The sequence below is a fragment of the Spirillospora sp. CA-128828 genome (genome assembly GCF_050945415.1).
Taxonomy (GTDB): Bacteria; Actinomycetota; Actinomycetes; order Streptosporangiales; family Streptosporangiaceae; genus Spirillospora.
Genome location: NZ_CP191986.1, coordinates 3,935,607 through 3,957,486, shown reverse-complemented (window position 1 = coordinate 3,957,486; position 21,880 = coordinate 3,935,607). Strand labels below are relative to the sequence as shown.

The window sequence follows — 21,880 nt, the reverse complement described above, 5'->3', positions numbered from 1 at the left end:
TCCACCCTACGGACCGTGCCCCACGGGGCCTGCGGTACCTCAGGTTTGTTCTGTGAGAGCGGCCTCCGCCGCGAAATGACATGCGCTGGGATGTGCGGAACCAGGCGTTTCCCCCGCCGGAGAACCGTCCCGCTCCTGGAGTGCGGGCTCCTGCTCGGCGCAGATGTCGGCGGCCTTCCAGCAGCGGGTGCGGAACCGGCAGCCCGACGGCGGGTCCAGCGGCGACGGCGGCTCCCCCTCCAGCTGGATCTGGCCCGTCCAGCCGGGCGCGTCCGGATCGGGCACCGGGACCGCCGACAGCAGCGCCTGCGTGTACGGGTGTGTCGGGTGCTCGTAGATCTGGGTCTCGTCGCCGGTCTCGACGACCTTGCCCAGGTACATGACGGCGACGCGGTCGGAGATGTGCCGGACGGCGGCCAGGTCGTGCGCGATGAACATGTACGCCAGCCCCAGCTCCCGCTGCAGCTCCGCCAGGAGGTTCATCACCTGCGCCTGGACGGAGACGTCCAGCGCCGACACCGGCTCGTCGCACACGATGACGTCCGGGCGCAGCGCCAGGGCGCGGGCGATCCCGACGCGCTGGCGCTGCCCGCCGGAGAACTGGTGCGGGTAGCGGCCGACGTGGTCGGGGTCGAGCCCGACGAGCTCCAGGAGCTCCTGGACGCGCCCGCGCCGCTCGCCCTTGGGCGCGACCTCGGGGTGGATCTCGAACGGCTCCCCCACGATGTCGCCGACCGTCATCCGCGGGTTGAGGGACGAGTACGGGTCCTGCATCACCATCTGGATGCGGCGGCGGAGCGCGCGCAGTTCCGCCTTCGGCAGCGCGAAGACGTCCCGGCCGTCGAAGCGGACCGTCCCGGCCGTCGGGCGTTCGGCGGCGAGCAGCAGCTTCGCCAGCGTCGACTTCCCGCAGCCGGACTCCCCGACGATGCCGAGGGTCTCGCCGCGGTTCAGCTCCAGGTCCACACCGTCCACGGCCTTGACCTGCCCGACCGCCCGCTTGACGACCACGCCGCGGGTGACCGGGTAGTGCTTGACGAGCCCCTCGACCTGGAGGATCGGCCCCTCATTCGGCTCCGGCACCGTGCACCTCCTCGGCGAAGTGGCAGGCGGCGTCGTGCCCGGGCGCGACGGTCACGAGCGGCGGCCTCTCGGCCGCGCAGACCGCCTCGGCGCGCGGGCAGCGCGGCTGGAACGGGCAGCCGGGCGGGAGCGCGGCCGGGTTCGGCGGCGTCCCCTTGATCGGGACGAGCGCCGCGCCGCGCCGGTCGAGCCGCGGCACCGACGCCAGCAGCCCCTTCGTGTAGGGATGGGCGGGCCGCGCGTACAGCTCGCGGGCGGGCGCCTGCTCGGCGACCGACCCGGCGTACATGACGACGATCCGGTCCGCGACGCCGGCGACGACGCCGAGGTCATGGGTGATCAGCACCATGCCCATGCGCAGCTCGTCCTGGAGCGTGGCGAGCAACCGCATGATCTGCGCCTGCACGGTCACGTCGAGCGCGGTGGTGGGCTCGTCGGCGATCAGCACGTCCGGTTCCAGCGCCAGCGCCATCGCGATCATGATGCGCTGCCGCATACCGCCGGAGAACTGGTGCGGGTAGTCCCCGAGCCGCTTCGCGGCGGACGGGATGCGCACCCGCTCCATCAGCTCGACGGCCTTGTCGCGGGACGCCCTGCGGCCGAGCCCGCGGTGCACCCGGTACATCTCGCGGAGCTGGTCGCCGACGGTGAACACCGGGTTCAGGGCGGACAGCGCGTCCTGGAAGATCATCGAAATGCGGTCGCCGCGGTAGGCGCGGCGGCGCCGCTCGGGCAGTCCGAGCAGCTCCTCGCCGCGCAGCTTCACCGACCCCCGCTCGACGCGGGCGGGCGGGACGTCCAGGATCCCCATCACGGCCTGCGCCGCGACGCTCTTGCCCGAGCCCGACTCGCCGAGGATCGCGAGCGTCTCCCCCTCGGCGAGGGTGTAGGAGAGCCCGTTCACCGCGTGGACGTCCTGGTCCCGCACGCGGAACCGGACGTGCAGGTCCTCGACCTCCAGGAGCGGCGCCCCCGAGCGGGGCGCCGGCACCGGGTCGTCCTTCAGGTCCGTGGTCATCTCTCCGGTCACCGCAGCTTCGGGTCGAGGGCGTCGCGGACGGCGTCGCCGAGCATCAGGAAGCTCAGCACCGTGGCCGACAGGAACACCGCGGGGAAGATCAGCAGATGCGGGTGGTCGATGAAGGAGTCCTTCGCCTGGTTGAGCTGCAGCCCCCAGGAGACCTCCGGGTACTGCAGGCCGACGCCCAGGAAGTCCAGCGTCGCCTCCCCCACGATCACGTGGCCGACGTTGAGGGTCGCGACCACGATCACCGGGGCGATCGCGTTCGGCAGGATGTGCCGGGTCATGATCCGCCGGTCGGACGCGCCGAGCAGGCGCGCCGCCTGCACGTAGTCGGCGTCCCGGACGGAGATCACCTGCCCCCGCATGATCCGGATCATCGTCGTCCAGCCGAGCAGGACCAGCACCAGGGTCATCGCCCACACGCCGTGCGAGGGGAACGCGACCAGGATCACCGTCGCGCCGAGCACGAACGGCAGCCCGAAGAAGATGTCGGTGAGCCTGGCGATCAGCGTGTCCAGGATGCCGCCGTAGTAGCCGGCGAGGAGCCCGAACACCAGGGCGATCAGGAGCGCGAACACGGTGACGGCGACGCCGATCAGCAGCGTGGGGCGGGCGCCGTGCACGACGTGCGCGTAGTAGTCGCAGCCCGCGAGGTCGGTGCCGAACCAGTGGCCGCCGGACGGTCCCAGCTTGGCGTCGTTCGGGTCGCAGCCCTCGTTGACGCCCCGGGACGTGAAGAGCCGCGGCACCGCGGCCATGACCGTCACGAGCCCGAGGATCGCCACCGAGCCCCAGAAGACCCAGCGGCGCCGCAGGTCGTGCCACGCGTCGTCCCACAGCGACGCCCGGCCGAGCTCGCCGCCGGCGACGGCGACCGCGGCGGCGCTCGTACCCGGGGCCCCCGCGCCGGGCGCCGGTTCCGGCTCCGCGCCCGGCGGCCCGGCGTCCGGCTGCTTGATCGTCATGCGCCCCTCACTCGTACCTGATCCGCGGGTCGAGCACCCCGTACAGCAGGTCCACGACCAGGTTGACCAGCAGGAAGATGAGCACCAGCAGGGTGACCGCGCCGACCACGACGGGGCCCTCCTTCAGCTGGATCGACTCGAACACCTGCTGCCCGATGCCCGGCAGGTTGAAGATGCCCTCCGTCACGATCGCGCCGGCCATCATGTTCCCGAAGTCGACGCCGAGATAGGTGACCACCGGGATCAGCGAGTTGCGGAGCGCGTGCCGGCCGACCACCCGGGCCCGCGAGAGCCCCTTGGCATTCGCGGTCCGCACGTAGTCGGCGCGCAGGTTCTCCGAGAGGCTCGTCCTGGTCAGCCGCGCCACGTACGACAGGCCGAGCGAGCCGAGCACGATCCCGGGCAGCAGGTAGCTCATCGGCCACCCGTCGTCCGTCCCGGCCGTGGGGAAGATCTGCCAGTGCAGCCCGAAGAGGAGCTGCGCCGTGTAGCCGAGGACGAACACCGGCACCGCGATCACCAGCGTCGTCCCGCCGAGGACGAGGGTGTCGGCGAGCTTCCCGCGCCGCAGGCCCGCCCACGTGCCGAGCAGGATGCCGATGACCATCTCGTAGACCCAGGCGGTGACCGCCAGCTGCGCGGTCACCGTCCAGCGTCCGCTGAGCATCTCCGACACGCTCTGGCCGGTGTAGTTCTCCCCCAGGTCGCCCTGGAGGAGGCCCCACATGTACTTCGCGTACTGCACCAGCAGCGGGTCGTCCAGGTTGTACCGGTCCCGAAGCGTCTGCAGAACGTTCTCCGGGACCGGCTTGTCCCCGGCGAGCGCCTGGATCGGATCGCCCGGCAGCGCGAACACCATCGCGTAGATGAGCAGCGTGGTGCCGATGAAGACCGGGATCGCCTGCAGGAGCCGCCGGAGGACGTAGCGCCACATCGCCGGTTACTTCACCGTCACATCGGTGGCGACCAGGCCCGTCGAGAACGGGGTGATCGTGACGTTGTCGACCCTCTTCGAGCGGCCGCCCTCACCCGCCCACGTCCACAGCGGGATCATCGGCATCTCGCGGATGGCGACGTCCTCCGCCTGGTTGTAGAGCGCGATGGCCTGCTGCTGGTCGGCCGTCTTGTTGGCCTTGGCGATGAGGTCGTCGAACTCCTTGCTCTTCCAGCCCATCCGGTTGCCGGCCGAGCCCCACATGTTCTCCAGGTAGTTCTGCGGGCTCGGGTAGTCGGCCTCCCAGTTCTGCCGGTACGGGCCCTTCTCCTTCTGGTCGCCCAGCAGGGAGAAGTAGTCGGACGCGGGAACCTGCCGGAACTGGATGTCCTTGATGCCGAGGTTGTCGCGCAGGGAGTTGGCGACGATCTGCATCCACTGGGCGTAGGTCGGCTGCGCGTTGGAGAAGTACAGCTCCAGCGTCCCCGAGAACCCGCCGGCCTTGTCGAACAGCTGCTTGGCCTTGGCCGGGTTGTAGGTGCACAGCTCACCGCAGGCGTTGGCGCGGTGGCCGGGGATGATGGACGGGATCAGCGAGTCCGCCGGGAAGTAGCTGCCGTTGTAGACCGCCTTGTTGACGCCCTGCCGGTCGATGGACATCGAGATGGCCTTGCGCAGGTCGGCATTGTCGAACCGCTTGTCGAACAGCGGGAAGCCGAGGTAGTCGGTCGTGCTCATCTTGCGGGCGAGGAACCGGTCGCCCAGCAGCCGCTTCGCCTCGGGGACCTTGGCGGACGGGATGGTCTGCAGCACGTCGATCCGCCCGGCCCGCAGGTCGGTGTAGGAGGTGTCGGCGCTGGAGTAGCTCTTCCAGGTCACGCCCTTGTTCTTCGGCTTGCGCGCCCCGGTGTAGCCGGGGAACGCGACGAGCTTGACCTGCTTGTTCCGCTCCCACTTCCCGTCGATCATGTACGGGCCGTTGCCGATCGGGTGGTCGTCGAACGCCTTCGGGTCCTTGAGCCCCGCCTTCGGCATGGGCGCGTACGCCGGGTAGGTCAGCAGCATCGGGAACTGGCTGAAAGGGGCGTTCAGGGTCACCTTGAGCGCGTCCTGGCCGGTGACCTCCAGGCCGGACAGCGTGTCGGCCTTCGGCTTGGCGTTCTCGTCCTCGGGGTTCAGCTCGTCGTACCCCTTGATGTACGAGAAGTAGTCGTTGGCGCCCATGGCGTTCGGCCCGTACGCGGCGTAGTTCCACGCGTCGGCGAAGCTCTGCGCCGTCACCGGCTCCCCGTTGTGGAACTTCTGGCCCGGCTTGACCTTGATCGTCCAGACCTTCTGGTCGTCCGAGGTGACCGACTCCGCCGCCAGCGGGACGGCCTTGCCGTCGTTGGTCAGCGTCATCAGGTTGTCGAACATCTCGGTGATGACGTCGAAGGAGTAGCTGCTCGTGGTGTTGGCGGGGAGCAGATGGTCGGGCTCGGGGTGGCCCACGGTGAACGTGCCGTCGCTCGCCTTGGCGTCGTCCCCGCCGCAGGCCGTCAGGCCGAGCGACGCGGCCAGCGCCACCGCGGCGAGCCCCGCGACCTTCAGGCGAACACCCCTGGCACCCCTCAGGCTGGTCATGCTCCTCCTCGGCCCGTCGTTACGGCGCGCGGGCACCCTGGGCTCGCGCGATCCTAGATTGCTGGCAGCGTCGTCCCCACGGTGACGGTTTGGGTACGGCAATGACGGAGTCGAAACCGGATCGAGACGTTTTTGATCATTCATTGACACTGGTCAGCGAGGGAGCAAAATGAAGGATCGTTGCGGAAGGGACTCATGGGGGTAGAGGTGCGCGACGTGGGACGGGCGGACGCGGGCGAACCGGCGGACGTCGCGGCGGCGGACCGGGCCGGGGCCGAGGCGGCGGCGATCTGCACGGACCTGATCCGGTTCGACACCACGAACCGGGGCGAGGGCGTGGCCCATCCGGAACGCCCGGCCGCCGAGCACGTCGCGGCGCTGCTGGACGAGGTGGGCGTCAAGGCGACGATCACCGAGTCGGCGCCCGGCCGCGCGAGCGTGCTCGCCCGCGTCCCCGGGACCGACCCGTCACACCCGGCGTTCCTCGTCCACGGACACCTGGACGTGGTTCCCGCCGACCCCGCCGACTGGGCCGTTCCCCCGTTCTCCGGCGAGGTGCGGGACGGCTGCGTGTGGGGGCGCGGCGCCGTCGACATGAAGGGCAGCCTCGCGATGACGCTCGCGACCGTCCGGCGGCGGCTGCGCGAGGGGCGGCGCACCCGCGGCGACCTCGTCCTGGCGTTCCTCGCCGACGAGGAGTGCACCGGCGACTACGGCTCCCGTTTCGTGGCGCGCGAGCACCGGGAGTTCTTCGAGGGCTGCACGGAGGCGATCAGCGAGTCCGGCGGGTTCAGCGTCGACGCGGGCGGCACGCGCGTCTACCCGATCGCGACCGGTGAGCGCGGCACGACGTGGATGAAGCTGACGGCGCGCGGCACCGCCGGGCACGGCTCCAAGCCGGCGCCCGACAACGCGGTCGCCGAACTCGCGCACGCGGTGTCCCGGCTGGCCGCGCACGAGTGGCCGGTCCGGTTGACGCCGGGTGTGCGGGCGCTGCTGGACGGGCTCGCGGACGCACTGGGCACGACCATCGACCACGACCGGCTCGACGCGGAGGCCGCGCGCCTCGGCCGCGCCGGGCACCTGTTCGCCGGGACGATCCGCAACTCGGCGAACCCGACCCGGCTCGATGCCGGCTACAAGGTCAACGTCGTGCCGGGCACGGCGACCGCGCAGGTCGACGGCCGCTACCTGCCCGGCACGGGCGAGGAGTTCCTCGCCACGATCGACCGGCTGCTCGGCCCGAAGGTCACCCGCGAGTTCATCAACTACGAGGAGGCCCCCGCCGCGGACCCGGCCGGTCCGACGTTCGCCGCGCTCGCCGGCGTGCTCCGCGCCGAGGATCCGCTCGCCCGTCCCGTCCCGTACGTGATGGCCGGCGGCACCGACGCCAAGTCGTTCAACCGGATCGGCATCACCAGCTTCGGCTTCGCGCCGCTGCTGCTCGGGCCGGAACTCGACTACTTCGGGATGTTCCATGGCGTGGACGAGCGGGTCCCGCTGGCCGGGCTGGCCTTCGGGACCCGCGTTCTGGACCGGTTCCTCGACACCCGCTAGACGGCGTCGGGGGTGGCGGTGCGCCCCGACCACCGGAAGACCGGAAGCCTGCCCTCCGGGGTGTCCCGGTGCCGGGATGTCGCCTTGAAGTGCTCGTATCCGCCGCGGTACGGGAGCCTCAGCTCGGCGCCGGGCGGGGTGATCCCGACGATCCGGTGGGGAAGGTCCTCGGGACCGCCTTCCAGGATGGCCTTCAACGAGGTGTCCATGGTCGGATGGTCACACGGCGGGAACGTTCCGCCAATGCCCTCCGAGGACCTATCGCCCTATCACTGGGACTTCTGGTAACTCCTGAACGAGTAGATCGCCAGGCCCACGGCGGCCGTGGTGAGGACGAGGAGCCAGGCGCCGTGCGCGGCGGCCGTCCCCCAGCGGGGGTCGTCGGCGAGCGCGGCGCGGGCGGCGTCCAGGGCCCAGCTCACCGGGTTGCCGGCCGCCACGTGCCGGATCCAGGACGGCATCAGCTCCTTGGCCATGAACGCCGACGACAGGAACGTCAGCGGCAGCAGCAGCATCACGTTCAGGCCGATGATCGTGTTGCGGTCCCGGACCAGCAGCGCGAGCGTGTTCGACAGCGCCGCGAGGACGATGCCGATCAGCACCGACATGGCGACGAGCACCGCCAGTCCGGCGGGCCCGCCCGGGTAGTGCGCGCCCGCCGCCCAGCCCAGCAGGATGATGACGAGCGACTGGAACGCGGTGCTGAGGGCCTGCTCGATGACGCCCCCGTTCGCGATCGCGCTGCGCCGCACCGGGGTGACGAGGAACCGGTTGAGGGTGCCCCGCTCGATCTCGTCCATGGTCGCCATCCCGGCGAAGGAGTTCAGCGACACCGCGTTCATGATCACGACGCCGGGGACGATGTAGTCCAGGTAGGACTGCGCGCCGAAGCCGGGCAGCTCGACGACCTTCTTGAACAGCTCGCCGAACAGGAACAGCCAGATCATCGGCTGCACCAGCGTCATCACGAGGACGGCCGGGTTGCGCAGGAGCGCGGTCAGCCGCCGGTGGGTCATCCACCACGTTCCGGCCACGAGGGCGGTCATCGGGCACCTCCGGCGGTCACGGGCTCGGTGTGGTCGGCGGCGTCGGCCCGGGCGAAGCGGCGGCCGGCGTAGCGGAGATAGACGTCGTCCAGGGACGGCCGCGCGACGGTCGCCGCCGCGGCCGGGACGCCGGCCTGGTCGAGGGCGGCCAGGACGGCCGGCACGGCGGACGCACCGTCGTCGGTGCGGGCGCTGAGGCTCGGCCCGTCCAGGACGATCTCCCGGACGCCGGGAAGGCGGCCGAGCGCGTCCCGCACGAGCGGCTCGGGCGGCGCCTCCGCCCACTCCACGTGGACGGCGTCGCCGCGCAGCTCGCCTTTCAGGCCGTCGGGGGTGCCCTCGGCGACGACGCGGCCCCGGTCGACGATCGCGAGCCGCCGCGCGAGCCGGTCGGCCTCGTCCAGGTAGTGCGTGGTCAGCAGGATCGCGAGCGCGTCGTCGCCCGCCAGCCGCGCGATCTCGGCCCACATCGACGCGCGGGCCTCCGGGTCGAGGCCGGTGGTGGGCTCGTCCAGAAACAGCACCTGCGGCCGGTGGACGAGGCCGAGCGCGACGTCGAGCCGCCTCTGCATCCCGCCGGAGTAGGTCTTCACGGGCCTGGACGCGGCGTCCTCCAGGCCGAACCGGGCGAGCAGCTCGGCGGCGCGGCGCCGGACCTCCGCCCCGCCCATCCCATAGAGGCGCCCCTGCAGGACGAGGTTGTCGCGGCCGCTGGCCTCGGGGTCCGCGCCGGACTTCTGCGACACGACGCCGATGACGCGCCGGACCCGGTCCGGCCTGCGCCGCACGTCGTGCCCGGCCACGGCGGCGGTGCCCGCGTCCGGCCGGATCAGCGTGGTGAGGATCTTGACGGTGGTGGACTTGCCCGCCCCGTTGGGGCCGAGCAGCCCGAGGATCTCGCCCTGCCCGACCGTGATGGACAGGCCGTCCAGGGCCCGGACGTCGCCGGGATAGTTCTTCACGAGGCCCTCGGCCTCGATGGCGTGCGCCATGGTCTCCTCCGCGGGAAACGTGCGCGAAGGGTCCCGGATAGGCTGGTGTCGCGTGCTCGCCGCCCGGGCCCGCTCCGCGCGGGTTCTCGGTGGTGGGTTCTCCGGCCCGGCGGCGGTGTTGCCGCACCCCCGCCGGGCCTTTCTCGCTAGTCCTCGGGGGCTCCCCTCTCCGCCAGTTCGGCGATCTCCGGCGGGACCTTCCCGGTCTCGTGGAACGTCCGCCACAGGTCGAGGCCGGGCAGCGAGCCGTCCTCGATCTCGGCGACGAAACCCCGCACCCAGGCGGCCTCTGCCCGCCTGATCGCGAGGTCGTACTCGGACTCGACCAGGAAGAGCCGCGGCACCTCGGACGAGGCGTCCAGGGCCGCCTGTTCGTCGGCGATCTGCCGTTCCATCGTGTCGAGCCGGCCGCGCAGCAGGGACACCGTCTCGTCCGGGCCGAGGGCGCCGAGGACGGAGAGCCCGGCCTCGAACCGGGGCCGCTCACGCTCGGGCACCCCGATCAGCTCGCGGACCCAGTCGGCCAGTTCCTCAAGCCCCGCGTCGGTGATGCGGTAGACGGTCCGTTCGGGCCGCGCCCCTTCCCGGGTGCTGCCCTCCACGGCCAGGAAACCGTGCTTCTCCAGGTTGCCCACGACGGTGTAGAGCGACCCCCACTTGATGTCCATGTCGTGGTCCTTGCCACGCTCACGCATCAGCGAGGCCATCTCGTACGGGTGCATCGGCTTGACGGAGACCGTCGACAACACGGCGAGCCCCAGCAGGTTGCTCACCTTGCGCCGCTTGGCCATCTCGCCCTCCTCGCGAACGAATAATCGTGGACGAGTATAAGCAGATGACTTCCGGCGCGTCCACCCCTGATCCAGGGGGAAACCATGCGGGTAGAGATCAGGCGTGGACTTCTCCAGCGCGGCCGACGAGCTTTACGGCGTCCCGCCCACCGAGTTCGTGGAGACGCGGAAGCGGCTGGCCCAGGAGGCGAAGGCGGAGGGCGACGCGGCGCTCGCGAAGCGCATCGGGGCGCTGCGGCGTCCGCCCCTGTCGGCGTGGGCGGTGAACCTCCTGGCGCGCTCGGCCGCCGGCGATCTCGCGGACCTGCTGGACGTCGGCGAGGAGATGCGCACGGCGTGGGGGTCGGGCCGCGGGCTCGGTGACCTGGAGCAGCGCCGGGCCGGGCTGGTCCGCGCACTCGTCCGCACCGCCGCCGACCTCGCCGCGGAGACGGGCGGCCCGCTGCGCGAGCAGGCCGTCCGCGAGGTGGAGGACACCCTCCAGGCCGCCACGGTGGACGCGGCCGTCGCCGACGAGGTGCGCGAGGGACGTCTCCCGCAGCCGCGCAGCCACACGGGCTTCGTCCCGGTCGGCTTCCCGATGGCGCCCTCGGACGAGACGGAGCGCAAGAAGCCGGAGCCCCGGAAGAAGAAGGAGCCCGAGCGAGCGAAGTCGAACGTCACGCGCACGAGCGCGGCCCGGGCGCGCAGAGCGGAGACGCTCCGCAAGCGCGCCGAGCAGGCCGAGCGGAAGCTCGCCGAGCGCGAGGAACGGGCAGGCGAGGCCAGACGCGAAGTGGAGCAGGCGTCGGCCGAGGTGGGCCGCCTCCGGCACGAGCTGGAACGGGCCGTCGCCGACCGCGACGCCGCCTCCAGACGGGCGGAACGCGCCGAACAGAACCGCGCCCGAGCAGAGGAGGCCGCCCGCGAGGCCCGCAAGGCCGCCGCCGACGCCCGCAAAGCCGCCGCCCACGACGCCCGGCACGGCTGACCGGCGTCCGGAGCGGAGCGCCAGCGGAGCGGAGGACGGCGGCCAGCCCCCATCGGGGGTGTGGGGGCGCCCCCCACAAAAGACACCGCCCGGCGTCCGGTGCGGAGCGGAGAAGGACACGGCCCAAGGTTTGCCGGGGTCGGTTGTGCAGGGGGTTTTCGGGATGAAGTAGGTTCGGTCCGAACGTGATTCGGCAATCGAGGGAGCGCGCGGTGACGGCACCGGTCGTGGAGCAGCCGACTGACTGGACCGAACCGGGCGCTCATCCGGTGGCGCCGGGGGTGCACCGGATTCCCCTTGCGCTGCCGATCCCGTCGCTGCACGCCGTCAACGTCTACGTCATCGAGGACACCGAGGGACTCGTCGTCGTGGACTCGGGCTGGGCCATGCCCGATACGCGCGCCTCGCTGGAGGGCGCTCTCGCCACACTCGGCCACCGGCTGGAGGACGTGGCGCAGTTCCTCGTCACCCACGCGCACTGGGATCACTACTCGCAGGCCTTGGCGCTGCGCGAGTCGTTCGGGACGCGGGTGCGGATCGGGCGCGGCGAGCGGCCGTCGATCGAGGCGTTCGACGTGCGGCGGGGCCTGCATCCCCGGCAGGTGGAGCTGCTGCGCCGGTGCGGCGCGGGCGCGCTGGCCGACGAGATCTCCGGCCTGCCCATGGACCGTTCCGAGCGGGACGTCCCGCACACGATGCCGGACGCGTGGCTGGACGACGGGGAGCGCGTCGGGCTGACCGGCCGGGGGCTGGACGTGTTCGCCACGCCGGGGCACACGCGCGGCCACGTCGTCCTGCGGGACGCGGAGGCCGGGCTGCTCTTCGCGGGCGACCACGTCCTGCCGCACATCTCCCCGTCGATCGGGCTGGAGACCGAGCCGGAGCCGAAGCCGCTGCGCAGCTATCTGGAATCGCTGCGGCTGGTCCGCGACATGCCGGACACGCTGCTGCTCCCCGCGCACGGCCCGGTGACGCCGAGCGTCCACACCCGGGTCGACCAGTTGCTGGAGCATCACGCGGAGCGGCTCGACGCCGCGGCGGCGCAGGTCCGCGCGGGCCGCGCGACGGCCTTCGGGGTCGCGGAGGCCATGCCCTGGACGCGCCGCAAGCGCGAGCTCGGCGACCTGGACGCCTTCAGCCGGATGCTCGCCGTCCTGGAGATCGAGGCGCATCTCGACGTTCTCGCCGACCGGGGCCTGCTGGACGCCCACGAGGAGGGCGGCGTCTGCCGCTACGCCGTGCGGCGCTGAAAGGACGCGGCAGGCGCCCCCTGCCGCCTGGCGTCCGGAACCGCCCGGGTTACGCTGATCTTCTGGTCTCCCGGCGGAAGGAGCGGCGATGACGGTCGCCCCCGAGTTCACTGCGATCACGTCCGCGGCGGAGCTGCGCGAGCTTCTCGGCACGCCGATGCAGCGGGCGATCGACAAGGAGCGCGTCACGCTGCACGGCTGGGACCGCGAATGGCTCGCCAGGTCCCCGTTCTGCCTCATCTCCACCAGCGACGCCGACGGCAACTGCGACGTCTCCCCCAAGGGGGACCCGCCCGGGTTCGTGCATGTCGTCGACGACACGACGATCGCCGTCCCGGACCGGCCCGGCAACCGGCGCGCCGACGGGTTCCTGAACGTGCTGAGCAACCCGCACGTCGGCCTGATCTTCCTGGTTCCGGGACGCGGCGAGACGCTGCGGATCAACGGCAGGGCCACGCTCGTGCGGGAGGCGCCGTTCTTCGACGAGATGATCGTCAAGGGGCACCGGCCGCGGCTCGCGCTCGTCGTGGAGATCGAGCAGATCTTCTTCCACTGCGCGAAGGCGCTCATGCGCTCGAAGCTCTGGAAGCCCGAGTCCTGGGAGCCGGAGGCGCTGCCGCCGCACGCCCGCATCGTCAAGGACGTCCAGTACACCGAAGAGACGCTGGAGCAGCTCGAACAGCACTACACCGAGGCGAGCTACGCGAAGAAGCTGTACGGGGGCTGACCGCTCAGCAGGCGGGGGCGATCGGGTCGTCCGAGCCGGTGTAGAGGTAGGAGTCGGCCACGTAGCCGGAGCCGCTCCTGTCCCAGATGTCACTGGTGCCGTAGGTGCCGGCGACCGACGTCCCGCGCTTGTAGCAGGTGACGAAGACCGTCCCGCCATCCGGCACGGAGCCGATCTTGGCGTCGCCCGTGTGCGGCCCGGACCGCACCGCCAGCGAGACGCCGGCCGTGTTCACGGTGCCGGACCTGCCGACGCACTTGTTCTTGCTGGTGTAGTTCCGGCTCCCCCAGTAGGCGATCTGGGAGCCGTTGAACTTGATCTTGACGGCGGCGCCGTTGTAGCGCTCCTCGAAGTGCAGGTGCGGGCCGGTCGACCCGCCGCTCGTGCCGACCGTGCCGATCTGCTGCCCGGCCGCTACGCTCTGCCCGACCGTCACGAACTCGCCGGACAGGTGCGCGTACCTGGTCTTGTACGTGCCGCCGTGGTCGATCTCGATCCACAGCCCGTAACTGGTGCTGCCGAGGTTCTCGACGCGGGACACGGTGCCGGACGCGGCGGCGGTCACCGCGTCGCCGACGTCGTTCGTGCGGTTGAAGTCCACGGCGTTGGCCGGGCTGTGGTCCGAGCGGGTCTGGCCGCTCCAGGTCTGCCCGCACGGGAACGGCATCTGGAACGCGGGCGCGGCCAGAGCGGGTACGGCGGGCATCGCGGCGAGGGCGGGGACGGACGCGGTGAGGACGACGAGGGAGCGCACGGGAACGCGCATGGGCTGCTCCGTTCGGGGAGGCGGGGTCTGGTCGAGCGGTTCTGCTCGGTCGAGCGGGGCAGTCACCGGCGATTCATGGGGAGCATGCCCATGAGGGTGAATGGCCGGTTTTCGTCCTGCAATGGTTGATCACCACCAAATGCCCCATACCGTTTTCGGCGGAAATTCGAGAGGACCCCTGGTCGGGTGGCTCGAACGCGATCCGCGGCCCCGGAAACGGAACGACCCCCGCGCCTCCCGCGCGGGGGTCATCGGTCATGCGGCCGGTCAGCCGCTCTTGCGGCGGAACTGGCGCTGGTGATCGGCGCGGTCGTGGGTACCGCGCACCTTCGAGCCGTTCTTCCCGCCGGCGCCGGCGTTCTTGCCCGCCGCTCCGCGCTTGCGTTCCAGGGCCTCCCGGAACCTGCGCTTCATGTCGTCCTCGCCGTCTGCGGGTTCTCCTGCCGAGTCGGCCATGCGGACCTCCAGCTCTCGTATGGGCACACCTAGCGTCACATACCCGCGGTGACCGCGGTTCCTTGCACGCCCGGCAGATCATCGTGGGCGTTTCCAGCATAAACCGGCCACCGTCGAACGATGTCTCCTAGGGTTTGTGCACGTGGAGCCCCAGAACCCCCCCGCCGAACCCGCCCCCGCCCATCCGCCGCTGGAGTCGCTCGCGGTCCAGCCGCTGCCGAACCGCGACTACGAGGCCCGTCCCGCGGTGTTCTACGAGCGGCTGCGCGCCGAGTACGGGCCGGTCGCACCGGTGGACGTCCTCGGGGTGCCGGCCTGGCTCGTCATCGGCTACGCGCAGACGCTCGACATCCTGCGCGACGCGCGCGGGATCTGGAGCAGGCGGGTCGGCGCCTGGCGCGCCTACCGGGAGGGCGCGGTCCCCGCGGACTGGCCGCTGCTGCCCGTGGTGGAGTCCGACAACTGCGGGTTCCGCGACGGCGCCGACTCCACCCGGCTCCGCAGTGCCTGGAGCGAGGGGCTGCGGCCGTTCCAGGACCGGACCCGGCCGGAGGCGAAGGCGCTGGAGCAGGCCGCCCGGCGGTACGCCGACGAGCTGATCACGGTGCTGTCGCAGAACGGCGGCCGGTCCGGCGGGGCCGACCTGTCCGCACAGTACGCGAGACCGCTGCCGCTGATGGTGATCGGGCGGCTGCTCGGCACCGGGGCCGACGGCGGCGACGAGCTGATCTCCGACCTGTGGCGGGTGCTGGACGCCGGGCCGGACGCGCGGGAGGCGTCCGAACGGCTGACCGCGCGGGTCGCCGCCCTGTGCGCGGCGCGGGCGGCGGCCCCCGGCGACGACCTGCCGTCCTTCATGCTGGCCGCGGCGCCGGACCTGACCGCCGAGGAGCTGACCGGCGAGATGGTCATGATGACCGGGTTCGTCGGCGACGTGACAGGGACGCTGATCTGCAACACCATCACCGAGGTGCTCATCGGCGAGACCGGCGTCCGCGACAGCCTGTCCGCGGGCATGATCCAGGAGGCGATCAACCGGGCCATGGCCGCCAGCCCGCCGATCGCGAACCTGGCGTTCCGGTGGGCCAAGACCGATGTGCGGCTCGGCCGGTTCCAGATCGCGGCCGGCGACCCGGTCATGGTGTCGCCCGCCGCCGCACACCTGGACCCGGCGTTCACCTCGGCCGCCACGCCGGACTCGATCTACAGCTCGCGGGCCCACCTGGCCTGGGGCGCCGGGCCGCACGCCTGCCTCGGCCGCGACCTCGCCACCACCGTCACGGCGATCGCGGTGGAGCGGCTGTTCGACCGCTTCTCCGCGCTGCGGCTCGCGCTGCCCGCCGACCGGCTGCAGTGGCGGTCGTCCCCGCTGATGCGGGGCGTGCGGTCGCTGCCGGTCACTTACGAACTGGCCGGGGACCCGCCGGAACCTCGGCATCCGCCCACCGCTGCGGAGGAGGCACCGGACGGCGGGACGCCGCCCGGGGAGCAGAACTCGCTGGTGGGACGCGTCCTGCGGCTGATGCGGATCTCGCAGGCCTGACCCGGCGGCGGGCCCGGGGGTGTCACGGGCCGATGCCGTCGAGCTCCACGGTCCACACGCCGTCCATGACCTCGGTGAGGGTGAGCCGCATCACCGGCCCGGCGCGGCCCTCCCTCGCCGTCCACAGCGGGAATTCCACCCGGAACGCGCGCTCGTCCGCGGAGACCTGCCGGACATCGATCGCCTCGATCTCGCCGAACGCTTCCTCCGGCGGGCTGATCAGGCCGCGCCCGGCGACCGCGGCGGCCATCTCGGACGCGCTGAGCCGGCGGCCCTCGGTCAGCGTCTCCAGTTCCTCGTAGTCGCCCCGGACCAGCAGCGCGACCACGACGCGGACGGCGTTCACGCCCTCTTCCGGCAGCATGCGCCACACCGTACCGCGCCCCCGGCGGCAAGATCGCCCGCATGTTTGGACGCGCCCGCCCGGGAAGGTTGTGACCGATAGGCGCAGGGAGGACAACGATGCCGGACAAGAGCGACAAGCACGGCCCGAAGCTGGACGAGGAGATCGGCCGCGAGACGCAGGGCATGGTCAGGGGCGGTCATCCCACGCATGCCGAGGAGTTCAAGGAGACCGAACCCTTCTCCGACGACTATCCGGCCGACCCGACCGCGCCGGCCGCCGGCGAGCGGGAGGGCTCCCCGCCCGGGATGAGCGCGCAGGACGTCGAGGGCCGCAGTGCCCTGGCCCGGATGCTCACCGGCGTCCGGTACCCGGCCCGCCCGAACGAGCTGGTCCGGCACGCCGCCGAGGGCGGCGCGCCCGACGCGGCGGTCGAACAGCTCCGCACACTTCCGAGGCGCGAGTACGAGAACGTCGCCGACGTGGCCGAGGAGCTCGGCTACGGCCGCGAAGAGCGTCGTTACTAGGTCTTCCGGGAGGCCTGGGGGGCCGTCCCCCCACGATGAGACCGGCCGGCAGAACGTTCGCGGAGGAGCGGGATCTGGCCGCCGGCGGCGACCAGATCCCGCTGCCGCGCGGACAGCCGGTGCCGCGCCCGGTACGTCTCGTCCCTGGTGATGTTGCGGACCTCGATCTCGGTCCCGGCCTTCAGCGCGTCCTGGACGTTCTCGACGCGCAGCACATCACCCTGCTCGACCCGGTCGTAGTCGGACCCGTCGGCGAATTCGAGGGGCAGGATCCCGAAGTTGACGAGGTTCTGCCAGTGGATGCGGGCGTATCCGCGGGCCAGCACGAGCCGGAGCCCGAGGTGGCGGGGCGCGATCGCGGCGTGCTCTCGGGACGACCCCTGCCCGTAGTTGCGGCCGCCGACGACGGCGTGCGGCCCGGTGCCCCGCGCGCGCTCCGGATAGCCCTGATCGATCCGGACGAAGGCGAAGTCGGCGAGCTTGGCGATGTCGCTCCGGTACGGCAGCGCCTGCGCCCCCGCCATCAGGATCTCGTCGGTGGACACGTCGTCGCCGACCTTGATGACGACGGGCACCTCGATGTCGTCCGGGAGCGGGTCCAGTTCGGGCAGGACGCCGATGCTCGGCGCCTTCTCCAGTTCGACGTGGCGTGCCTCGTCCTCGGGCGGCGGCCCTTCGAGCATCTCGCGGTTCACGCTCGACCTGTCCGGCAGCCGGACAGCGGGAGGGTCCATGTCCAGGTCGCGCGGGTCGGTGATCCGGCCGGTGAGCGCGGCGGCCGCGGCGGTCTCGGGTGAGCAGAGCCAGACGAGATCGTCCTTGGTGCCGGAGCGGCCGGGGAAGTTGCGCGGGAACGTCCGCAGGCTGTTGCGGCCGATCGCGGGCGCCTGCCCCATGCCGATGCAGCCGAGGCAGCCGGCCTGGTGGATGCGGGCGCCCGCCTGGACCAGGTCGGCGGTCGCGCCCATCCGGGTCAGGTCGACGAGGATCTGCCGGGACGTCGGGTTCACGTCCAGCGACACCCGCGGATGCACCTGGCGGCCCTTCACGATCGCCGCGACGGACGCGAAGTCGCGCAGCCCCGGATTCGCCGACGACCCCACGACCACCTGGTGGACCTCCTCCCCCGCGGCGTCCCGCACCGGAACCACGTCGCCGGGCGAGCCGGGACGGGCGATCAGCGGCTCCAGCTCCGACAGGTCGATCGCCTCGGTGACGTCGTAGGTCACGTCCGGATCGGCGACCAGCTCGCTGAAGTCGTCCTCACGGCCTTCCGCGCGCAGGAACTCCAGGACCCGGTCGTCGGACGGGAACACCGTCGTGGTCGCGCCCAGTTCGGCACCCATGTTCGCGATGACATGCCGGTCCATCGCCGTGAGCGACGCGACGCCGGGCCCGTGGTACTCGATGATCCGGTTGACGCCGCCGCGGACCCCGTGCCGCCGCAGCATCTCCAGGATCACGTCCTTGGCGCTCAGCCACGGAGACAGTTCGCCGGTGAGGCGGACGCCCCATATCTCCGGCATCGTGAGGTGCAGGGGCTCACCGGCCATCGCCATCGCGACCTCCAGCCCGCCGACGCCGACCGCGAGCATGCCGAGGGACCCGGCCGCGCACGTGTGGGAGTCGGAGCCGACCATCGTGGCCGCCGGCACACCGAATCGCTGCATGTGCGTCGGATGGGAGACGCCGTTGCCGGCCTTGGAGAACCAGAGGCCGTAGCGGCGGCTCGCGGACCGCAGGAAGATGTGGTCGGCCATGTTGCGCTCGTCGGCCTGGAGAAGGTCGTGGTCGACGTACTGGACGGACACGTCCGTGCGGACCCGGTCCAGGTCAAGGGCTTCCAGCTCCAGCATCACCATCGTGCCGGTCGCGTCCTGGGTGAGGGTCTGGTCGACCCGGATCCCGATCTCCGTGCCGGGCGTCATCTCGCCGCTCACCAGGTGCGAGCCGATCAACTTGCCGGCGACGCTCCGGCCTCCTGTCCCGCCGGTCATGGCCCGGCCCTCCCGTCCCGGGGCCCGTCCTCCCCGGGGACGCTCTCGATCGGCTGCGGTTCGTGGACGGGCCGGTCGGCGGGACGTCCGCACCACTGGTTCAGCGCGTCCCGGATGGCCGCGGCCCTCCGGTCCGGCGCGGTCTCGTCGGTCGCCCAGGCGATGTAGCCGTCCGGCCGCACCAGCGCGGTCGTCCGGGTGGCGCGGCCTGCCAGCACGCAGTGCACCCGGCCGGCCCAGCGTTTGGTCGCCAGATAGGTGACCGCCGGGTCGTTCGCCGCGACGACCAGGACGAACTGCCCGTCGCCGAGCAGCTCATGCAGCCGTCCCGGGCTGCCGGCCAGCGGGACGTCCGGGGCCCGCCGCCCGACCAGGCGATGCGAACCACGCGGGGCCGGGTAGGCGATGTCGATGCCGGAGACGGCGCCCGCCATCCGCCGCGCGACGGGCCGGGCGTGCGTGGCGGCCCATGCCGCGGCGCCGCGCGCCGTCCGCAGCCAGCGCGGCTCGGCGAGGGCGAACCGCAGCAGCGTGCCGCTCCCCCGCAGGACCTGGCGCCCGACCGGGTGCCGCTCCTCGTGGTAGCTGTCGAGCAGCCACGACGGCGCCCATCCCCACAGTTCGGCGGCCAGCTTCCAGCCGAGGTTCGCCGCGTCCTGCATCCCGGTGTTCATGCCCTGCCCACCCGCCGGCGAGTGGACGTGCGCGGCGTCCCCGGCGAGGAACACCCGCCCCGTCCGGTACTTCGGGACCTGCCGCTCGTCGCTGTGGAAGCGGGACGTCCAGCGCGGGTCCCGCATGCCGTGGTCGGTGCCGAGGGCGCGGCGGGTCACCTCCCGCAGCTCGCCCATGTCGACGGGCTCGGAGTCGGGCGCCTGGTGGCGGCGGTTCCAGGCGATCACCCGGTACCAGCCGTCCCCGAACGGGGCGAGGAACGCGAACGCGTCGCCGACGGCCCCCGCGGTCAGCACGCCCGCCGGCGCCTCGTCCAGCCGGACGTCCGCGAGCATCACCGACCGCACCGCCGCATGGCCGGGAAACGGCAGGCCGAGCGCCCGCCGGACGGTGCTGCGGACCCCGTCCGCGCCGACGACGTACGACGCGCGGCGGGTCCGCGTCTTCCCGTCGGCCGTCCGCGCGTCGACGTCCACGCCCGTCGCGTCCTGGCGGAGCCCGACGACCTCGGCGCCGTGCACGATCTCCGCGCCCGCGTCCAGGGCCCGTTCCCGCAGCACGCGTTCCGTCTCGTACTGCGGCGTGACCAGGACGTACGGGAAACGGCCCGGCAGCCGCGACAGGTCGAGGGCGGCCGAGCCGAGCAGCCGCAGCGCGCCGACCCGCTTCCCGGTGGCGGCCAGTTCGTCCGCGACGCCCCGCGCGTCCAGCATCTCCAGGGTCCGGGCGTGCACGGCGAACGCCCGCGTCAGGTTGCTCGTCTCCGCCGCGCGACGTTCCAGCACCGTGCAGCCGATCCCGGCCGAGGCCAGGTCTCCGGCCAGCAGCAGCCCCGTCGGCCCCGCCCCCACGATCAGCACGTTCCCGGCCGGCCTCCCGGTCGGCCTCCCGGTGGGCGACATCCCGCTCCCCTCTCGCTCGGCGTCCGGCGGCCCGGCGCCGCGCAGGGAACACTTCCCACGAACCGCCGTACATCACCTGACCGGAGGGACGGCGCGGCAGGGGTTTCTCAGCCCTGGACGCGGCGTTCGCGTCCGGCCCACTCCCGCTCGCGGAGCTGGAACTTCTGGATCTTGCCGGTGGACGTCTTGGGCAGCTCGGTCACGAACTCCACCGTGTCGGGAGCCTTGTATCGGGCGAGGCTTCCGCGGACGTGCTCGACCAGCTCGATCTCGGTGGCGGCGTGCCCGTCGCGGAGCACCACGAACGCCTTCGGACGTTCGCCCCACCTGTCGTCCGGCACGGCGACGACGGCGACCTCCAGCACGGCCGGATGCGAGTCGATCGCCCGCTCGACCTCGACCGTGGAGATGTTCTCGCCGCCGGAGATGATGATGTCCTTGGACCGGTCGCGCAGCTCGACATAGCCGTCCGGGTGGCGGACGCCGAGGTCGCCGGAGTGGAACCAGCCGCCGCGGAACGCGTGCGCGGTGGCCTCCTCGTCCCGGTGGTAGCCCTTCATGACGTTGTTGCCGCGCATGACGATCTCGCCGAGAGTCTCGCCGTCGGCCGGGACGTCGTGCATGTCGTCGTCGACGACGCGCAGGCCGTCCGTCTGGAGCATCCCGACGCCCTGCCGGGCCAGCAGCCGGGCCCGGTCGCCCGCGGCCAGCCCGGGCCAGCCCGGCTGCGGCTCGCACACCGAGTACGGCCCGTAGGTCTCCGTCAGCCCGTACACGTGCACGATGCCCGCGCCGAGCCGCTCCATCTCCCCGATGATCGTCGGACTGGGCGGCGCACCCGCCGTCGTGACGGTCAGCGGACGCTCCAGCGGATGCGCCTCGGCCGCGTTCACGATCGTCACGAGGACTGTCGGGGCGCCGTTGAGGTGCGTGACGCGCTCCTCGTCGATGAGCCGCCACACCTCCCCGGCGACGACGGCGCGCAGGCACACCTGCGTCCCGCCGATCGCCACGAGCGCCCACGGCGTGCACCAGCCGTTGCAGTGGAACATCGGCAGCGTCCACAGGTAGACGCTCTCGGGCGTGTGCCACGAGTGGACGACCTCGCCGAGTGCGTTGAGGTAGGCGCCGCGGTGCGTGTAGACGACGCCTTTGGGCCGTCCCGTGGTACCGGACGTGTAGTTGATCGAGATGGCGGCGTTCTCGTCCTGGACGTCCCACGGCAGCGGATCGTCCGACCCGCGCGCCAGCAGCTCGTCATAACCGATGCCGCCGACCGCGGGATCGGGCTCCGCACCGGTCGCCGGGATGGTGACGACCTGCGGCAGGCCGCCGGACAGCGGAGCCACGGACGGGTGCAGGCCCGCGTCCACGACCAGCGCCTTCGCCCCCGAATGCTGCAGGATGTAGCGGATCTCCTCGGCCGCGAGCCGCGTGTTGATCGCGACGAGGACCGCCCCGGCCAGCGGCACCGCGAAGTGCGCCACCAGTAGTCCGGGGATGTTCGGCGCCAGGTAGGCGACCCGGTCACCCGGCTCGATCCCGGACGCCCGCAGCGCGTTGGCCAGCCGCGTCGCCTCGGCGGCGAACTCGGCGTAGGTGGTGCGCCGGTCCCCGTAGGCGTAGGCGGTCTTGCCGGGGAACACCTCCGCCGACCGGTTGAGGAACGCGAGCGGCGTGAGCGCCGTGTAGCCCGGGCCGTTGTCCAT

The 21,880-nt window shown here is 72.2% G+C and carries 21 protein-coding genes; 6 read left to right on the top strand and 15 right to left on the bottom strand.

Translation table 11 applies throughout. From position 1 onward, the window contains the following. Window positions 1-39: 39 nt before the first annotated feature. Genes ACQPXG_RS19490 through ACQPXG_RS19470 form a run of 5 tightly spaced genes read right to left on the bottom strand, consistent with a single transcriptional unit; the run spans window position 40 to window position 5,629 of the window. Window positions 40-1,083, bottom strand: coding sequence for an ABC transporter ATP-binding protein (locus ACQPXG_RS19490; RefSeq protein WP_433469119.1), 1,044 nt, complete (start codon window positions 1,081-1,083; stop codon window positions 40-42). Continuing rightward, on the bottom strand, window positions 1,067-2,101 hold the full coding sequence (locus tag ACQPXG_RS19485) for an ABC transporter ATP-binding protein (protein ID WP_433469118.1): 1,035 nt from the start codon (window positions 2,099-2,101) through the stop codon (window positions 1,067-1,069). The genes ACQPXG_RS19490 and ACQPXG_RS19485 overlap by 17 nt, the downstream gene beginning before the upstream one ends. An 8-nt stretch (window positions 2,102-2,109) precedes the next feature. Then, complete coding sequence (locus ACQPXG_RS19480; RefSeq protein ID WP_433469117.1) at window positions 2,110-3,072, bottom strand: ABC transporter permease; 963 nt, start codon at window positions 3,070-3,072, stop codon at window positions 2,110-2,112. A gap of 7 nt (window positions 3,073-3,079) precedes the next feature. Further along, the gene (locus ACQPXG_RS19475; RefSeq protein WP_433469116.1) at window positions 3,080-4,006 is read right to left on the bottom strand and encodes an ABC transporter permease; all 927 of its coding nucleotides are present in this window, start codon (window positions 4,004-4,006) and stop codon (window positions 3,080-3,082) included. Between the two features lie 6 nt (window positions 4,007-4,012). Then, window positions 4,013-5,629: a peptide ABC transporter substrate-binding protein gene (locus ACQPXG_RS19470; protein WP_433469115.1), complete on the bottom strand. Its 1,617-nt coding sequence runs from the start codon at window positions 5,627-5,629 to the stop codon at window positions 4,013-4,015. A gap of 195 nt (window positions 5,630-5,824) precedes the next feature. Between ACQPXG_RS19470 and ACQPXG_RS19465 the strand changes: the two genes are divergently transcribed. Further along, window positions 5,825-7,186 (top strand): M20/M25/M40 family metallo-hydrolase, encoded by a 1,362-nt coding sequence (locus ACQPXG_RS19465; RefSeq protein ID WP_433469114.1) that lies wholly within the window; start codon window positions 5,825-5,827, stop codon window positions 7,184-7,186. Here ACQPXG_RS19465 and ACQPXG_RS19460 read toward each other — a convergent pair. From ACQPXG_RS19460 to ACQPXG_RS19445, 4 genes are all read right to left on the bottom strand, one after another. Beyond that, window positions 7,183-7,395 carry a DUF5988 family protein gene (locus tag ACQPXG_RS19460; RefSeq protein WP_433469113.1) on the bottom strand — a complete coding sequence of 71 codons (213 nt, stop codon included), beginning with the start codon at window positions 7,393-7,395 and terminating at the stop codon, window positions 7,183-7,185. The two genes, ACQPXG_RS19465 and ACQPXG_RS19460, sit on opposite strands and share 4 nt — an antisense overlap. 60 nt (window positions 7,396-7,455) lie before the next feature. Beyond that, window positions 7,456-8,232, bottom strand: coding sequence for an ABC transporter permease (locus ACQPXG_RS19455; RefSeq protein WP_433469112.1), 777 nt, complete (start codon window positions 8,230-8,232; stop codon window positions 7,456-7,458). Next, a complete protein-coding gene (locus ACQPXG_RS19450; RefSeq protein WP_433469111.1) occupies window positions 8,229-9,224 on the bottom strand; it encodes an ABC transporter ATP-binding protein in 996 nt (331 codons plus the stop codon). The genes ACQPXG_RS19455 and ACQPXG_RS19450 overlap by 4 nt, the downstream gene beginning before the upstream one ends. A 146-nt stretch (window positions 9,225-9,370) precedes the next feature. Then, window positions 9,371-10,015, bottom strand: a complete 645-nt coding sequence (locus ACQPXG_RS19445; RefSeq protein WP_433469110.1) for a PadR family transcriptional regulator — start codon at window positions 10,013-10,015, stop codon at window positions 9,371-9,373. A gap of 103 nt (window positions 10,016-10,118) precedes the next feature. Between ACQPXG_RS19445 and ACQPXG_RS19440 the strand changes: the two genes are divergently transcribed. The 3 genes from ACQPXG_RS19440 (at window position 10,119) to ACQPXG_RS19430 (ending at window position 12,962) form a co-directional block, all read left to right on the top strand. Further along, window positions 10,119-10,985, top strand: a complete 867-nt coding sequence (locus tag ACQPXG_RS19440; RefSeq protein WP_433469109.1) for a hypothetical protein — start codon at window positions 10,119-10,121, stop codon at window positions 10,983-10,985. 212 nt (window positions 10,986-11,197) lie between these two features. Beyond that, window positions 11,198-12,235, top strand: coding sequence for an MBL fold metallo-hydrolase (locus ACQPXG_RS19435; protein ID WP_433469108.1), 1,038 nt, complete (start codon window positions 11,198-11,200; stop codon window positions 12,233-12,235). Between the two features lie 88 nt (window positions 12,236-12,323). Continuing rightward, window positions 12,324-12,962 carry a pyridoxamine 5'-phosphate oxidase family protein gene (locus ACQPXG_RS19430; protein ID WP_433469107.1) on the top strand — a complete coding sequence of 213 codons (639 nt, stop codon included), beginning with the start codon at window positions 12,324-12,326 and terminating at the stop codon, window positions 12,960-12,962. A gap of 4 nt (window positions 12,963-12,966) precedes the next feature. On the opposite strand, the gene ACQPXG_RS19425 is transcribed toward ACQPXG_RS19430, so the two are convergent. Then, window positions 12,967-13,728, bottom strand: coding sequence for a peptidoglycan DD-metalloendopeptidase family protein (locus ACQPXG_RS19425; protein ID WP_433469106.1), 762 nt, complete (start codon window positions 13,726-13,728; stop codon window positions 12,967-12,969). A 267-nt stretch (window positions 13,729-13,995) separates the two neighbouring features. Then, window positions 13,996-14,184, bottom strand: a complete 189-nt coding sequence (locus tag ACQPXG_RS19420; RefSeq protein WP_433469105.1) for a DUF5302 domain-containing protein — start codon at window positions 14,182-14,184, stop codon at window positions 13,996-13,998. A 142-nt stretch (window positions 14,185-14,326) separates the two neighbouring features. On the opposite strand from ACQPXG_RS19420, the gene ACQPXG_RS19415 reads away from it, so the two are divergent. Further along, the gene (locus tag ACQPXG_RS19415; protein ID WP_433469104.1) at window positions 14,327-15,727 is read left to right on the top strand and encodes a cytochrome P450; all 1,401 of its coding nucleotides are present in this window, start codon (window positions 14,327-14,329) and stop codon (window positions 15,725-15,727) included. A 22-nt stretch (window positions 15,728-15,749) separates the two neighbouring features. Here ACQPXG_RS19415 and ACQPXG_RS19410 read toward each other — a convergent pair whose 3' ends face one another. Beyond that, window positions 15,750-16,091 carry a DUF7668 domain-containing protein gene (locus ACQPXG_RS19410; protein ID WP_433469103.1) on the bottom strand — a complete coding sequence of 114 codons (342 nt, stop codon included), beginning with the start codon at window positions 16,089-16,091 and terminating at the stop codon, window positions 15,750-15,752. Window positions 16,092-16,189: 98 nt separating this feature from the next. Between ACQPXG_RS19410 and ACQPXG_RS19405 the strand changes: the two genes are divergently transcribed. Next, on the top strand, window positions 16,190-16,597 hold the full coding sequence (locus tag ACQPXG_RS19405) for a DUF2795 domain-containing protein (RefSeq protein ID WP_433469102.1): 408 nt from the start codon (window positions 16,190-16,192) through the stop codon (window positions 16,595-16,597). Here ACQPXG_RS19405 and ACQPXG_RS19400 read toward each other — a convergent pair. From ACQPXG_RS19400 to ACQPXG_RS19390, 3 genes are all read right to left on the bottom strand, one after another. Continuing rightward, on the bottom strand, window positions 16,594-18,594 hold the full coding sequence (locus ACQPXG_RS19400) for an aconitate hydratase (protein WP_433469101.1): 2,001 nt from the start codon (window positions 18,592-18,594) through the stop codon (window positions 16,594-16,596). The genes ACQPXG_RS19405 and ACQPXG_RS19400 overlap by 4 nt on opposite strands. Next, on the bottom strand, window positions 18,591-20,171 hold the full coding sequence (locus ACQPXG_RS19395) for an FAD-dependent monooxygenase (protein ID WP_433469100.1): 1,581 nt from the start codon (window positions 20,169-20,171) through the stop codon (window positions 18,591-18,593). The genes ACQPXG_RS19400 and ACQPXG_RS19395 overlap by 4 nt, the downstream gene beginning before the upstream one ends. Window positions 20,172-20,278: 107 nt before the next feature. After that, window positions 20,279-21,880, bottom strand: a complete 1,602-nt coding sequence (locus ACQPXG_RS19390) for a long-chain-fatty-acid--CoA ligase (RefSeq protein ID WP_433469099.1) — start codon at window positions 21,878-21,880, stop codon at window positions 20,279-20,281.

What these genes read in the sequence shown, in the direction of transcription:
- ACQPXG_RS19420 (WP_433469105.1), bottom strand. Translation starts at nt 14,184, where the DNA reads ATGGCCGACTCGGCAGGAGAACCCGCAGACGGCGAGGACGACATGAAG.
- ACQPXG_RS19465 (WP_433469114.1), top strand. Translation starts at nt 5,825, where the DNA reads ATGGGGGTAGAGGTGCGCGACGTGGGACGGGCGGACGCGGGCGAACCG.
- ACQPXG_RS19460 (WP_433469113.1), bottom strand. Translation starts at nt 7,395, where the DNA reads ATGGACACCTCGTTGAAGGCCATCCTGGAAGGCGGTCCCGAGGACCTT.
- ACQPXG_RS19410 (WP_433469103.1), bottom strand. Translation starts at nt 16,091, where the DNA reads ATGCTGCCGGAAGAGGGCGTGAACGCCGTCCGCGTCGTGGTCGCGCTG.
- ACQPXG_RS19395 (WP_433469100.1), bottom strand. Translation starts at nt 20,171, where the DNA reads ATGTCGCCCACCGGGAGGCCGACCGGGAGGCCGGCCGGGAACGTGCTG.
- ACQPXG_RS19430 (WP_433469107.1), top strand. Translation starts at nt 12,324, where the DNA reads ATGACGGTCGCCCCCGAGTTCACTGCGATCACGTCCGCGGCGGAGCTG.
- ACQPXG_RS19485 (WP_433469118.1), bottom strand. Translation starts at nt 2,101, where the DNA reads ATGACCACGGACCTGAAGGACGACCCGGTGCCGGCGCCCCGCTCGGGG.
- ACQPXG_RS19390 (WP_433469099.1), bottom strand. Translation starts at nt 21,880, where the DNA reads ATGGACAACGGCCCGGGCTACACGGCGCTCACGCCGCTCGCGTTCCTC.
- ACQPXG_RS19445 (WP_433469110.1), bottom strand. Translation starts at nt 10,015, where the DNA reads ATGGCCAAGCGGCGCAAGGTGAGCAACCTGCTGGGGCTCGCCGTGTTG.
- ACQPXG_RS19480 (WP_433469117.1), bottom strand. Translation starts at nt 3,072, where the DNA reads ATGACGATCAAGCAGCCGGACGCCGGGCCGCCGGGCGCGGAGCCGGAA.
- ACQPXG_RS19450 (WP_433469111.1), bottom strand. Translation starts at nt 9,224, where the DNA reads ATGGCGCACGCCATCGAGGCCGAGGGCCTCGTGAAGAACTATCCCGGC.
- ACQPXG_RS19400 (WP_433469101.1), bottom strand. Translation starts at nt 18,594, where the DNA reads ATGACCGGCGGGACAGGAGGCCGGAGCGTCGCCGGCAAGTTGATCGGC.
- ACQPXG_RS19475 (WP_433469116.1), bottom strand. Translation starts at nt 4,006, where the DNA reads ATGTGGCGCTACGTCCTCCGGCGGCTCCTGCAGGCGATCCCGGTCTTC.
- ACQPXG_RS19405 (WP_433469102.1), top strand. Translation starts at nt 16,190, where the DNA reads ATGCCGGACAAGAGCGACAAGCACGGCCCGAAGCTGGACGAGGAGATC.
- ACQPXG_RS19470 (WP_433469115.1), bottom strand. Translation starts at nt 5,629, where the DNA reads ATGACCAGCCTGAGGGGTGCCAGGGGTGTTCGCCTGAAGGTCGCGGGG.
- ACQPXG_RS19455 (WP_433469112.1), bottom strand. Translation starts at nt 8,232, where the DNA reads ATGACCGCCCTCGTGGCCGGAACGTGGTGGATGACCCACCGGCGGCTG.
- ACQPXG_RS19425 (WP_433469106.1), bottom strand. Translation starts at nt 13,728, where the DNA reads ATGCGCGTTCCCGTGCGCTCCCTCGTCGTCCTCACCGCGTCCGTCCCC.